At 42.5% G+C, this 12412-nt stretch carries 11 protein-coding genes; 6 read left to right on the top strand and 5 right to left on the bottom strand.

Annotation, left to right across the window (positions count from 1 at the left end):
• Position 1 precedes the first annotated feature (1 nt).
• The 4 genes from BFM96_RS03840 to leuS all read right to left on the bottom strand — a co-directional run bounded on the left by BFM96_RS03840 (position 2) and on the right by leuS (position 5745).
• A complete protein-coding gene (locus BFM96_RS03840; RefSeq protein ID WP_068990547.1) occupies positions 2-757 on the bottom strand; it encodes an ABC transporter ATP-binding protein in 756 nt (251 codons plus the stop codon).
• Positions 750-1532: an ATP-binding cassette domain-containing protein gene (locus BFM96_RS03835; RefSeq protein ID WP_068990546.1), complete on the bottom strand. Its 783-nt coding sequence runs from the start codon at positions 1530-1532 to the stop codon at positions 750-752. The genes BFM96_RS03840 and BFM96_RS03835 overlap by 8 nt, the downstream gene beginning before the upstream one ends.
• 3 nt (positions 1533-1535) lie before the next feature.
• Entirely contained in the window at positions 1536-3074 is a 1539-nt protein-coding gene (locus tag BFM96_RS03830) for an ABC transporter substrate-binding protein (protein ID WP_068990543.1), read from the bottom strand.
• A 169-nt stretch (positions 3075-3243) separates the two neighbouring features.
• Positions 3244-5745 carry a leucine--tRNA ligase gene (leuS, locus tag BFM96_RS03825; RefSeq protein ID WP_068990540.1) on the bottom strand — a complete coding sequence of 834 codons (2502 nt, stop codon included), beginning with the start codon at positions 5743-5745 and terminating at the stop codon, positions 3244-3246.
• 244 nt (positions 5746-5989) lie between these two features.
• Here leuS and BFM96_RS03820 point away from each other — a divergent pair, with 244 nt between their 5' ends.
• Positions 5990-6334, top strand: coding sequence for a hypothetical protein (locus BFM96_RS03820; protein ID WP_068990538.1), 345 nt, complete (start codon positions 5990-5992; stop codon positions 6332-6334).
• A 75-nt stretch (positions 6335-6409) separates the two neighbouring features.
• Here BFM96_RS03820 and BFM96_RS03815 read toward each other — a convergent pair whose 3' ends face one another.
• On the bottom strand, positions 6410-8302 hold the full coding sequence (locus BFM96_RS03815) for a M13-type metalloendopeptidase (RefSeq protein ID WP_068990536.1): 1893 nt from the start codon (positions 8300-8302) through the stop codon (positions 6410-6412).
• Positions 8303-8523: 221 nt separating this feature from the next.
• On the opposite strand from BFM96_RS03815, the gene BFM96_RS03810 reads away from it, so the two are divergent.
• From BFM96_RS03810 to BFM96_RS03790, 5 genes are all read left to right on the top strand, one after another.
• Complete coding sequence (locus BFM96_RS03810) at positions 8524-9249, top strand: metal ABC transporter ATP-binding protein (protein WP_068994147.1); 726 nt, start codon at positions 8524-8526, stop codon at positions 9247-9249.
• The gene (locus BFM96_RS03805) at positions 9246-10097 is read left to right on the top strand and encodes a metal ABC transporter permease (RefSeq protein WP_068990534.1); all 852 of its coding nucleotides are present in this window, start codon (positions 9246-9248) and stop codon (positions 10095-10097) included. The genes BFM96_RS03810 and BFM96_RS03805 overlap by 4 nt, the downstream gene beginning before the upstream one ends.
• Before the next feature lie 10 nt (positions 10098-10107).
• The gene (locus tag BFM96_RS03800; RefSeq protein WP_068990531.1) at positions 10108-11037 is read left to right on the top strand and encodes a metal ABC transporter substrate-binding protein; all 930 of its coding nucleotides are present in this window, start codon (positions 10108-10110) and stop codon (positions 11035-11037) included.
• Between the two features lie 62 nt (positions 11038-11099).
• A complete protein-coding gene (tpx, locus tag BFM96_RS03795) occupies positions 11100-11591 on the top strand; it encodes a thiol peroxidase (RefSeq protein WP_068990527.1) in 492 nt (163 codons plus the stop codon).
• Positions 11592-11639: 48 nt separating this feature from the next.
• Positions 11640-12290, top strand: a complete 651-nt coding sequence (locus BFM96_RS03790) for a metal-dependent transcriptional regulator (RefSeq protein WP_068990523.1) — start codon at positions 11640-11642, stop codon at positions 12288-12290.
• Positions 12291-12412 lie beyond the last annotated feature (122 nt).

The raw sequence follows: 12412 nt of genomic DNA, 5'->3' as shown, positions 1-12412 counted from the left end.
CCTATTGATTATATTCAAATGATTTGTATTGATTGACCAAAAGGGCTGTATAGTCCGCCTGTGGATGCTCCACTAGATGAGAAGTTTCTCCTTGCTCGATGACACGACCGTCCTTTAAGACCAGAGAATACTCGCAAAAAGCGTGAACCAAGGCGATATCATGCGAAATAAAGAGAAAAGTCGTTTCTCGCTCCTGCTTGATTTTTTCAAGCAATTCCATGACTTCCGCCTGAACCGTCACATCTAAGGCACTGGTAATCTCATCGCAGACCAAAATCTCTGGTTCAACCAATAAGGCACGGGCAATGCTAGCACGCTGGCATTCACCACCACTTAATTGCAAGGGAAACAAGTCACCGTGAGCACGCGTTAAACCAACAGACTCCAAACTCTCACGAATCAAACTGTCACAAGATGATTTTTCAGCCAATCCAAAATTGAGCAAGACCTCTTCCAAACTTTGGTAAATCGTCCGTTTGGGATGAAAAAATAGCTGAGGATGTTGGGGAATATACTGAATTCGCTTGTAATAATCCTTTAAAGAATACTCTTCAATATTCTTTCCATCTAGCAAAACCTCTCCGCTCTCTAGGTCTAAAAAGCGACAAATGGTATGGGCAATCGTACTCTTCCCACTTCCACTTTCGCCTACAATCCCAAGAGCTGTCTGCTTTTCCAACTCAAACGAAACTCCAGATACACCAACAGATCGACTATAAGCATGAGCCAATCCTTGGCACGATAATACACTACTCATACAACCTCTTTTCCTTTTCTAATCTTGGAACAGCACGCAGGAGTTGCTTGGTATAGGGATGACTTGGTGCTCGTAATACCTCTCTGGTAGCCCCTGTTTCAACAAACTCCCCACTCTTCATGACAAGGATACGGTCTGACAGCTCATAAGCTAAACTGATATCGTGCGTTGTAAAAAGAAAGGCGATTTCCTCTGTTTCCCGCAAATGCTTGAACAACTGAGTTAACTCGTGCTTACTCACAACATCCAAAGAGCTCATCGGCTCATCAGCCACAATCAGCCTTGGATGGGCAACAAGGGCAAGGGCAATGCTGACACGTTGCATCATTCCTCCGCTTAATTCGAAGGGATATTTATCGATAATCCTCTCAGGATTCTTGAATTCTACCAGACGCAAACATTCCTCCAAACTTCTCAATGCTTTCCCTTTTTTGGCATAGCTCTTGATTAAGTCTCGGTAATGAGCTTTGATTTTTCGTCGTGGATTAAAACTGAGATTAGCATGCTGGCTGACCCAAGCTACTTCTGTACCGATAAAAGGAAGTTCCTGTCGCCTTTTTTGAACCTGAATTTCCTGACCTTCAAAGAAAATATGCCCCGAAGTCTGTTCCAAATCGCCAAAAGGAAAGCCTAAAAGGCTTTTTAGCAAGGTCGACTTCCCGCTCCCACTTTCTCCTACGATAGAAAGAGACTCTCTCTCGGAAAGAGAGAGAGACACTCGGTTTAAAATCGTTTTTTGCGGAGATTGAATACTGATATTTTCAATCCTTAACATGCTTTAATCCTTTGCGATTTCATTGGTCACATGGTAATAGTCTGTCGGATGAGAAGCAATTCCCTTGACATTCTTGTCCATAATCAAGGCTACCTTAAAGTGACCGATATAGGTAAAGACATAGTCCTTATCTAACAGTGTTTCGATTTCTTTGCTGAGCTCATTTCTTTTTTCAGCGCCGACTGTTGTCGCCAATTCCTTGATTTTTGCATCGACTTCTGCATTTTTATAATGGCCCAGATTGACCACACCATCTGAAGCTACAGAGCCTGCAAAGTACGCATAGGCATCTCCAATCGGAGCCCCAACCATGGTATATGGGGAAATATCATAGGTATTTTCCTTCAAGGCTGGTGCAATCTTTTCAACGGTTTTAACGGTAGAATCAATACCAACTTCTTTTAATTGTTGTTGCAAGGCCTGCATGGCTAATGGAATTTCTGCTAGGCGGTTATAAGACAGCAATTCCAATTGGATATTCTTGCCATCCTTATCCCTTAAACCATCATGATTAGTGTCTTTGTAGCCAGCCTCATCCAGCAATTGTTTTGCTTTTTCAACATTGTATTCGTGGACGCTTGAATGAATAGCAAAATCTAGATTTTCCGTAAAGGCACTTTTCGCCACTTCTGCTGAGCCTGCAAAGAGGGATTTTGTATAGGTTTCCTTATCTACTAAGGTATCCAAGGCTTGACGGAAGGCCTTATCAGCAATCAACGGCTTGTCAAAGTTATACATCAAGTTGACAAAACGCGTTCCACCTACTTCTGAAATCTTGTAATCTGTGTTGGAGCGGTAAGAAGCTAGATTTGCATAAGCAACGCCATAAGCCACATCAATTTCTTTTGACTGAAGAGCCAAGGACAAGGCATTAGCGTCAGCAAAATACTTGACAGAAAGTGCTGGCGTTTTTGGTTTGCCGTTCCAGTAACCATCATAGGCTTTTAACTCAACACCGCTTTCTGCTGTAAATTTTGTCACGGCGTATGGACCTGTTCCCACCAAGGCCTTTTCGCTGTCTGACTTACCTGTGGTATCGACAATCGCTGCATAAGGCTCTGACAAAAGATTGGCCATAATCGGTACTTCCTGAGTTGTTTTGATCCGAACTTGGTTGTCCGTCGCTGTTATGCTTTCAATCGGCATGTCTCCTTTTGCACGCTCATTTTCTGCCAATAAGCGCTCCAAAGAAGCCTTGACCTTTTCTCCAGTTAGAGCCACCCCATTTTGGAAGGTAATCTTATCTTTTAAGGTGACAACCCACTCTAGCGGACTGGTTTGCTCAATAGACTTTGCAAGCCAAGGTTCTGGTTCCAAATCATCATTTAATCTAAACAAGGTCTCCCCTGAGCCAAAGCGAATGGTAAACCAACCATTGTAATCCGCAGCAGGGTCTAGGTTTGCAGGTAATAGGTTGTACCCAAGCGTTACTTTTTCACTGCCTTTTTGACCAGCCGCATCTGGAGCTGTCTGGGTTCCTTTAGGATTGACACAAGCGGTCAACATCAATGCCGAAACAGCTACTAACCATGTTTTTTTCATGTTCATTCCTCCTATAACATATTTATTATATATTACTATTGATTTCTTGTAAAGTGTTTTCTGAGAATTGTTAGAAAATTTTACAAAAATTAGATTTTCCTTAGATTGACGAAAAATGACTTTGAAATTCTAGCAAAAACCGCCCTGCATAGCAAGGCGATTCTGTGTTCTATTTTACAACGATATTGACTAATTTATTTGGTACGGCAATGACTTTTGCGATGTCCTTGCCAGCAATTTCTGCTTGGATTTTTTCATCTGCTAGGGCTGCTGCTTCCAATTTCTCACGAGAGAGGTCTTTGGCAACCACTAATTTGGCACGAACCTTGCCTTTGATTTGGACAACGATTTCAATCTCATCTTCCACTAGGAAGGCCTCGTCATAAACTGGCCATGGCACATAGGAAATGCCCTCATTGGAGCCAGTTAAAATCTGCCACAGTTCTTCTGCCAAATGCGGTGCAAATGGAGCGATTAATTGAACAAAGCCTTTTGCATAATCCACATAGAGTGTTTCTTCTTTGTTGGCACTATTGACAAAAATCATGAGTTGGGCAATCGCCGTATTAAACTTGAGAGTCTCAATCTGCTCGGTCACGGCTTTCACCGTTTCATGGTAAACCTTGTCCAAGTTGCCATTATTTTCTGCTACAATATCTTTTGAAGTTAGCAGGCGGTAGACACGGTCAAGGAATTTCCGACTGCCTTCTAAGCCTTCTTCACTCCAAGCAATCGAAGCGTCAAGCGGTCCCATAAACATTTCATAGACACGAAGGGTATCGGCTCCATATTGTGCCACCACGTCATCTGGATTGACAACGTTTTTGAGGGATTTAGACATCTTGGCAGGAGCTTGTTCCAGTTCTTCTCCTGTTTCAATGTTGAAGAATGAACCGTCCCGTTTTTCCACCTTATCAGTCGCCACAAGAGCTCCACGACCATCTCGGTAGCTTGTTCCTAAAATCATCCCTTGGTTAAAGAGCTTTTGGAACGGCTCCTTGGTTGGTACGACACCAAGGTCATAGAGGAATTTATGCCAAAAACGTGCGTAGAGGAGGTGAAGCACTGCATGCTCTGCACCACCAATATAGATATCTACTGGCAACCAAGCCTTTAGCAAGTCTTCATCTGCCAGTTTTTCTGTATTGTGCGGATCAATGTAGCGGAGGTAATACCAGCTTGAACCTGCCCATTGCGGCATGGTATTGGTCTCACGACGGCCTTTAACACCATCTTCACGTACTACTTCAAGCCAATCTGTCAAGTTAGCAAGTGGACTTTCTCCTGTACCAGACGGCTTAATGTCGCTTGTTTTTGGCAAGACAAGTGGCAAGTCACTTTCTGGAATAGCTGTTGACGTTCCATCTTCCCAATGAATAATCGGAATTGGCTCTCCCCAGTAACGCTGACGACTAAAGAGCCAGTCTCGCAAGCGATAGGTCACTTTTTCCTCACCAACACCTGCTTCTTCTAGCCAAGAAACGATTTTTTCAATCGCTTCTGCCTTATTCAATCCATTCAGAAAATCAGAATTGAGGTGTAGACCGTCTTCTGTATAGGCAGCTTCTGTGACATCCCCACCTTCAATGACTGCTACAATCGGCAATCCAAAGGTTTTGGCAAATTCCCAGTCACGACTATCATGCGCAGGTACTGCCATCACCGCACCTGTCCCATAGCTGGCTAGCACATAGTCCGCAATCCAGATTGGAATTTCTTGACCATTGACTGGATTGATCGCATAGGCACCTGTCCAGACACCTGTTTTTTCTTTGGCAAGATCCGTCCGAGCAAGGTCTGATTTGAGACTTGCTTGGTGCTTGTAGTCTGCAACGACTGGAGCCTGTTCAGCTGTCGTAATCAGGTCTACCAGTTCATGCTCAGGTGCAAGAACCGCAAAGGTTGCACCAAAAAGAGTATCTGGACGAGTGGTAAAGACAGTGAAAGTCTGATCCGTACCTTTAATGGTAAAGGTCACATTTGCTCCTGTTGATTTTCCAATCCAGTTACGCTGCATATCTTTAATGGACTCTGGCCAGTCCAAATCTTCCAAGTCGGTCAAAAGGCGCTCTGCATAGGCTGTAATTTTTAGCATCCATTGGCGCATGGGTTTTCGAACGACAGGATAGCCCCCACGCTCAGAAGTCCCATCAGGCAAGACTTCTTCATTGGCAATAGCCGTTCCCAACTCTTCAACCCAGTTAACAGGCACTTCAGCCTCGTAAGCCAAGCCTTTTTCGTACAATTTCGTGAAAATCCATTGGGTCCACTTGTAGTAACCTGGATCTGTTGTATTGACCTCACGATCCCAATCGTAGGAAAAGCCAAGCGCATTGATTTGGCGTTTGAAATTGGCAATATTTTGTGCCGTAAATTCTGCTGGATCATTTCCTGTATCCATAGCGTATTGCTCAGCAGGTAGACCGAAAGCATCCCACCCCATTGGGTGAAGGACATTGTAGCCTTGGGCACGCTTATAGCGGCTTAAAATGTCTGTGGCTGTATAGCCTTCTGGGTGGCCAACGTGAAGACCAGCTCCACTCGGATACGGAAACATATCAAGGGCATAGAAATTTGGTTTTTCTTTATCTGTACCTGTCTTAAAGGTATGGTGTTCTGCCCAGTATTTTTGCCACTTAGGCTCAATCGCTCCATGATTGTAAAAACTCATAGCTATTTCTCTCCAATTTTGTATGATATTCCTATTATACCATTTTGTAGAGCATTTGCGATAGGAGACGAGAGATAAAATTCAGGATTTTCTTGATTTCCACTCTTGAAAGCGATATACTAAAGAGAAAAGTGTCCTGCTATAAAGTTGCCCGGCCACGTTGACTACCATCTCCTCTCACCGACATCTCAACCTTTACTTTTCTAGCCAGTAGCTACTTTTAAAAGCCAAGGAGACTATCACCATGAAAAAAGAATTGTTTTACTATTGGGAACACTTCTGCCTGCTAAACGCCTTGTTATGTGGAGCTCTTGCCCTAACCATGCTCATCTTTCCACATATACAGCCAACCTTGCATTTCTCACCTTTCGTTAATTTCTTTACTTTTCCGCTAGTTCTCAACCGCAAAATGAAAACCAAGCTCCGCTATCGTTTCTTCATCGCTATCAGCCTGATTTTCATTTTAGAGCCAATTTGGGACGTCATCTCAGCAGAACCCATTCAGCCAACCCCACTCATTTATTTCCTGTCCAGTCTCGCATTGAGCTTACTTGCTCTGGGAAATTATCTCTATCTAAAACGAAGCTAGGCAAATAGTAAAAACGCATACAATCAGTGTCTTCTAGAACTTGATTGTATGCATTTTTGCTATTTAAAGATGTTTTTACCAAATAACCACGCGGTCTTCTGGTTTACGCCACATGCGGTCTTCTTCTGTCACTTCAAAGGTTTCAAAGAATTCTGCGAAGTTTGGTACTTGGAGATTGACACGCAATTTAGCAGGTCCGTGAACGTCAACACTTGCCAACAACTGCATATACTCTGTCCGTGCCTTCATGCGCCAGATACGCCCCCAGTTAGTGAAGAATTCTTCTGATGAGAAATCCTCATCGCGTTTTGCAGCCTCGAGTGCTGCGGCAAGTCCGCCCAGGTCTGCCACATTTTCAGATACTGTCAATTTCCCATTCACCTTAGCCCCATAAGAATCTTGTCCCTCAAAAAGATCGACGACTTTTTGCGTTTTTTCTTTGAAGGCTGCATAATCTTCCTCAGTCCACCAGTTTTTCAAGCTCCCATTTTCATCAAAGGAAGCCCCATTGGTATCAAAAGCATGCGAAATTTCGTGGGCAATCACTGCACCAATTCCGCCATAGTTTTCAGAGGACGTTTGCTCCAATGAATAGAAAGGTGCTTGTAAAATGGCTGCTGGAAAGACGATTTTGTTTTGCTGTGGACTGTAGTAGGCATTGACCATGTGGGCTGGCATACCCCATTCACTATCGTCCACAGGCTGATTCCATTTGCTCCATGAATACTTGATAGATAACTCTTTCAAGAACTGGGCATTTTCAAGGAGAGAAAGATTCTCATCAATAACCTTGTCATAATATCGCTCTGGCAATTTCTCAGGGTAACCGATATAGGGTTTGATGACTCCAAGTTTGACAATGGCTTGTCGCTTGGTTTCTTCTGTCAACCAATCATTGGCTGCCAAACGCTCTTTATAAACCTCAATCATGGTAGCAACCTTGTGCTCCACATCAGCTTTGGCTTCCGGTGAGAATTTTTCTCCTGCATACCATAAGCCCAAGGCTTGGTCAAACGGAGCTTGAGCCAAATAAAAAGCTGCTTTTTCCTTATTTTGTGCCTCTGGCGTACCTGATAAGGCGCGCACATAAGCTCCTGACAAGACCCTGATTTCATCTGTCACGTAAGCTGTTACCGAACCAACTGCATTGACAAGCAAGCTCGCTTTTAAATATTCCCAATTCTCTTCGCAGTAAAAATCCTTGGCAACTTCCCAGAAACGAGGATTTTCCACAATAATCTTGTCTGGGACTTGACCAATGACCTGCCTAAAGAAACTGTCTAACGGAAGCGTTGGAACAAGTGCTGCAAAATCCGTAAATGCATAGGGATGATAGAGTTTGAAATACTCCGCCTTGTCTTCGTTTGAAAGAACGATTTTTGCCACACGCGCGTCCAACTCTTCCACTTTATCTAATAAATCCGTAATTTCTTCCTCTGAAAAGTCAAATTTGCGAAGCACATCTGTCTCTGACTGACGCCAAAGAGCCAATAACTCTGCTTTTTGTGGGTGATCTTCTGCATAGTAGGTCGTATCTGGTAAGATCGTGCCTGGCTCACCTGCCCATAGGACATTGGTCTTAGCATCCATGAAGTCAGGTGCAATGCCAAACGGCAGACCATTTGGTTTTCCAGCCAATTCAAATGCAGCCATTTTTTCCACAAAGTCTGCAAAAGACTGGAGATTTTTGTACTCTTCAATTAAGGGAAGGGCTGGAGTAATCCCAAGTGCTTCTCTTTTTTCATGGTCTGCTGCTAAGCGGTGGTATTTGATAAAGTTTTGAAGCACGCTGTCTTCAGGCACTTCTTCACCTTTTAACCACTTGGCTGTTGTTGACAGCATCAAGTCCTCAATCTCATCATGCAAATCGATAAAACCACCTGTTACAGGCTTGTCATTCGGAATAACGGCTGTTTCTGCCCAACTACCATTAATCGCTTCATAAAAATCATCTTGTAACCGTACCATGTGTTACCTCTTTTCTTTTTTCTATCTATTATGATAGCAAAAAGCAGGAAAATTTGCAGATATTTCCTCACATTTTACCTGATTTGCACCCAAAAAGCAGAAAATGCTTACATACCTCACTTTCTGCCTGTTAAAATTGAAAAAAATGTTATTTTTCTTAAAAATTAACTTGACTTAATTTTTAAATTAAGGTATATTAAAAAATATACGAGGTATGAATGATGATCGAAATAGAACAACTTAGTGTCCGCTACCATCAGGTCTTAGCGCTGGACACAATCAATTTACGGATCCAAGGTCCGACTATTACTGGAATTTTAGGGCCAAATGGAGCGGGGAAATCAACTTTATTGAAGGCCATGCTCCATATTATTGACCATGACGGAAAAACCATTCTAAACGGCAAGGATATTCGGAAGCAGCGTGGCAAAATTGCCTATGTTGAGCAGAAAGCTGCGATTGACTTTACCTTTCCGATTACCGTCAAAGAATGTGTATCACTAGGTCTTTATCCTAAAATTACATTTTTTGAACGCCTGAAAGCAAGCCACTGGAAAAAGGTCGAAACAGCTCTTGATTTAGTTGGCTTAAAAGAGTACGCCGACCGTCAAATTAGTGAGCTTTCTGGGGGGCAATTCCAACGCGTTCTCATCGCACGTTGCTTGGTGCAAGAGGCAGATTACATCTTTCTAGATGAACCCTTCATAGGAATTGATTCTGTCAGCGAAGAAATTATTATGAAAACGCTTCAACAACTCAAGGCAGACGGAAAAACCATTTTGATTGTCCACCATGACTTGGACAAGGTCAAACACTATTTTGACCACGTGCTTCTTCTAAACCGTAAACTCATTGCCTTTGGAGAAACAGAGACTACCTTCACCAAGAAGAATCTCCAAGTAGCCTATGGCAACCATGTGATACTAATGGAGGATGAAGCAAAATGATTCAAGAATTTATCGATGGCTTGCATAGCTTTCACTTTCTGCAAAATGCGATGATAACAGCCATTGTTATTGGTATTGTCGCTGGAGCGGTTGGTTGTTTTATTATCTTACGGGGCTTGTCGCTCATGGGAGATGCGATTTCTCATGCCGTTTTACCAGGCGTTGCCCTTTCTTATATCTTAGGCATTAACTTTTTCATCGGTGCGATAGCCTTTGGCCTTCTCGCATCGGTCATGATTACGTATATCAAGGGAAATAGTATTATCAAGAGCGATACCGCTATCGGGATTACCTTCTCAGCTTTTTTGGCTCTAGGGGTCATTCTCATCGGTGTCGCCAATAGCTCGACTGATTTATTCCATATTTTATTTGGGAATATCTTGGCCGTACAAGATGTGGATAAATGGATTACAATTGGCGTCGCCATTGTCGTTCTTCTAATCATTCTCATCTTCTTTAAGCCACTCTTGATAACCTCTTTTGACCCCTTACTTGCAAAGTCCATGGGCATGCCTGTTAATGCATACCATTATTTGCTCATGATTTTGCTGACCTTGGTTTCGGTCACAGCCATGCAAAGTGTCGGAACCATTCTCATTGTCGCCATGCTGATTACTCCAGCCGCTACTGCTTATCTCTATGCAAATAGTCTTAAAACCATGATTTTCCTATCCTCCACCTTGGGAGCCCTTGCTTCTATTGTTGGACTCTTTATCGGATATAGTTTTAATATTGCCGCAGGTTCCAGTATCGTGCTGACTTCAGCCACTTTCTTTTTGATAAGCTTTCTCTTTGCCCCAAAACAGGGAATCTTGATACGCTCTATCAAAAAGTCGTCTCATTCATAAGGAGAACAGAATGAAAAAACTCTCTATCTTAGCCCTTGCAATCTTTGCAATTTTTGGGCTTGCAGCTTGCTCAAGCAGTAGCAACAAAACAACTGAACACGGCAAATTAAAGGTTGTCACCACTAATTCCATCATTGCCGATATGACCAAAAATATCGCAGGTGATAAAATTGATTTGCACAGTATCGTACCTGTCGGGCAAGACCCACACGAATACGAACCCTTGCCTGAAGATGTGAAAAAGACATCACAAGCAGACCTTATTTTCTACAACGGTATTAACCTTGAAACCGGTGGAAATGCTTGGTTCACAAAATTAGTCCAAAATGCTAAGAAAACAGAAAACAAAGATTATTTTGCTGTGAGTGATGGCATTGAAGTCATCTACCTTGAAGGACAAAATGAAAAAGGCAAGGAAGACCCACATGCTTGGTTGAACCTAGAAAACGGGATGATGTATGCCCAAAATATTGCCAAACAATTGATTGCCAAAGACCCTGACAACAAGGAAACCTACGAGAAAAACTTAGCTGCCTATCTTGAAAAACTCAGCACTCTCGACAAGGAAGCAAAAGAAAAATTCAACAACATTCCTGCTGAAAAGAAAATGATTGTCACTAGTGAAGGTTGTTTCAAATACTTCTCTAAAGCTTACCAAGTCCCATCTGCTTACATTTGGGAAATCAATACGGAAGAAGAAGGCACTCCTGACCAAATCAAGAGTTTAGTAGAAAAACTACGCCAAACTAAGGTTTCTTCCCTATTTGTTGAAAGCAGTGTCGATGATCGTCCAATGAAAACTGTCTCAAAAGATACTAATATCCCGATTTATGAAAAAATCTTCACAGACTCTATCGCTGAAGAAGGGGAAGAAGGAGACAGCTACTACGCCATGATGAAATGGAATTTGGACAAAATCGCAGAAGGCTTAGCAAAATAAAAAACAAATCATTCGCAATGTTGTCAAAATTTTCCTACAATAGAAAGAAAAAGGAGTATCCTATGACAACTTTTCTCGGACAACCAGTTACCTTTGCAACCCAGCAACTACAAGTCGGCGACACTGCTCTTGACTTTACTCTGATTAACCCAGAATTGGAAAAAATTTCCTTATCTGACTTTGCAGGCAAGAAAAAAGTCTTGAGCATTGTCCCTTCGATTGATACAGGGATTTGCTCCACTCAAACACGCCGCTTTAATCAAGAGCTATCTGAAAAGGAAGATACGGTCGTGATTACCATTTCCATGGATCTACCTTTTGCCCAAAAACGTTGGTGTGGTGCTGCAGGCTTGGACAAGGCTGTGCTTTTATCGGATTATTTCGACCATTCTTTTGGAGAAACCTATGGCCTTCTTATGAATGAATGGCACCTCTTGGCCCGCGCCATCCTCGTCCTAGACGAAAACAACAAGATTACCTATGTCGAGTATCTGGAAAATATCAATTCAGAGCCCAACTACGAGGCTGCACTGCATGCCCTTCAACAACTTTAGGAAAGGAAACACTCTTTTCTAAAGAATTATCCACAGGAAGAGAGACAGATGACCCCAAATAAAGAAGACTACCTAAAATGCATTTATGAGATTAGTGTTCATACAGCTAAGATTACCAATAAAGAAATCGCTGCTCGGATGCAAGTTTCCCCTCCAGCTGTGACCGAAATGGTCAAACGCATGATTGAAGAAGGCTTGATCATCAAAGACAGCAAGGCCGGCTATCTCATGACCAACTTAGGTCTTCGCTTGGTGTCTGATCTCTACCGTAAACACCGCTTGATTGAGGTTTTTCTGCTGGATAAGCTCGGTTACACAACCGACCAAATCCACGATGAGGCCGAAGTCTTAGAGCACACCATCTCCGACCTTTTTGTCGAACGACTGAATCAATTTCTTGATTATCCTACCATGTGCCCACATGGGGGAACGATCCCAGAAAAAGGAAGCATTTTAGTAGAGCAATATGCCCAAACGCTTGATGCTGCACGCCAAATAGGAACCTATCAATTGACACGGGTTCACGATGAATTCGAGCTACTTCGTTACCTTGAAAAACAAGATTTGAAACTCGGAGACACTATCCTTTTGACACAATATGATCCCTTCACCGAGCTTTATTCTATCCAAACGGGTGAAAAGGAGTTACAAATCAGCAGCAACATTGCCAAGCAACTTTACGTTGAAAAAATTGACTAGCAAAAAGCTGGGATAAAAGTCCAATTCTACAAATCAAAAACGAACAAAGGAAGAGTTAAAATCTTAAAACTCTCTCTTTGTTCGCTTTTTTGTATATATTATTAGTAAAAGATAGTAACCGC

Source organism: Streptococcus himalayensis (assembly GCF_001708305.1).
GTDB lineage: Bacteria > Bacillota > Bacilli > Lactobacillales > Streptococcaceae > Streptococcus > Streptococcus himalayensis.
Note: the sequence above shows the minus strand (reverse complement) of the source record. Positions and strands in the feature narration are given on the sequence as shown.

What these genes read in the sequence shown, in the direction of transcription:
- leuS (WP_068990540.1), bottom strand. Translation starts at nt 5,745, where the DNA reads ATGAGTTTTTACAATCATGGAGCGATTGAGCCTAAGTGGCAAAAATAC.
- BFM96_RS03810 (WP_068994147.1), top strand. Translation starts at nt 8,524, where the DNA reads ATGATCGAAATAGAACAACTTAGTGTCCGCTACCATCAGGTCTTAGCG.
- BFM96_RS03790 (WP_068990523.1), top strand. Translation starts at nt 11,640, where the DNA reads ATGACCCCAAATAAAGAAGACTACCTAAAATGCATTTATGAGATTAGT.
- BFM96_RS03805 (WP_068990534.1), top strand. Translation starts at nt 9,246, where the DNA reads ATGATTCAAGAATTTATCGATGGCTTGCATAGCTTTCACTTTCTGCAA.
- BFM96_RS03800 (WP_068990531.1), top strand. Translation starts at nt 10,108, where the DNA reads ATGAAAAAACTCTCTATCTTAGCCCTTGCAATCTTTGCAATTTTTGGG.
- BFM96_RS03820 (WP_068990538.1), top strand. Translation starts at nt 5,990, where the DNA reads ATGAAAAAAGAATTGTTTTACTATTGGGAACACTTCTGCCTGCTAAAC.
- BFM96_RS03815 (WP_068990536.1), bottom strand. Translation starts at nt 8,302, where the DNA reads ATGGTACGGTTACAAGATGATTTTTATGAAGCGATTAATGGTAGTTGG.
- tpx (WP_068990527.1), top strand. Translation starts at nt 11,100, where the DNA reads ATGACAACTTTTCTCGGACAACCAGTTACCTTTGCAACCCAGCAACTA.
- BFM96_RS03830 (WP_068990543.1), bottom strand. Translation starts at nt 3,074, where the DNA reads ATGAAAAAAACATGGTTAGTAGCTGTTTCGGCATTGATGTTGACCGCT.
- BFM96_RS03840 (WP_068990547.1), bottom strand. Translation starts at nt 757, where the DNA reads ATGAGTAGTGTATTATCGTGCCAAGGATTGGCTCATGCTTATAGTCGA.
- BFM96_RS03835 (WP_068990546.1), bottom strand. Translation starts at nt 1,532, where the DNA reads ATGTTAAGGATTGAAAATATCAGTATTCAATCTCCGCAAAAAACGATT.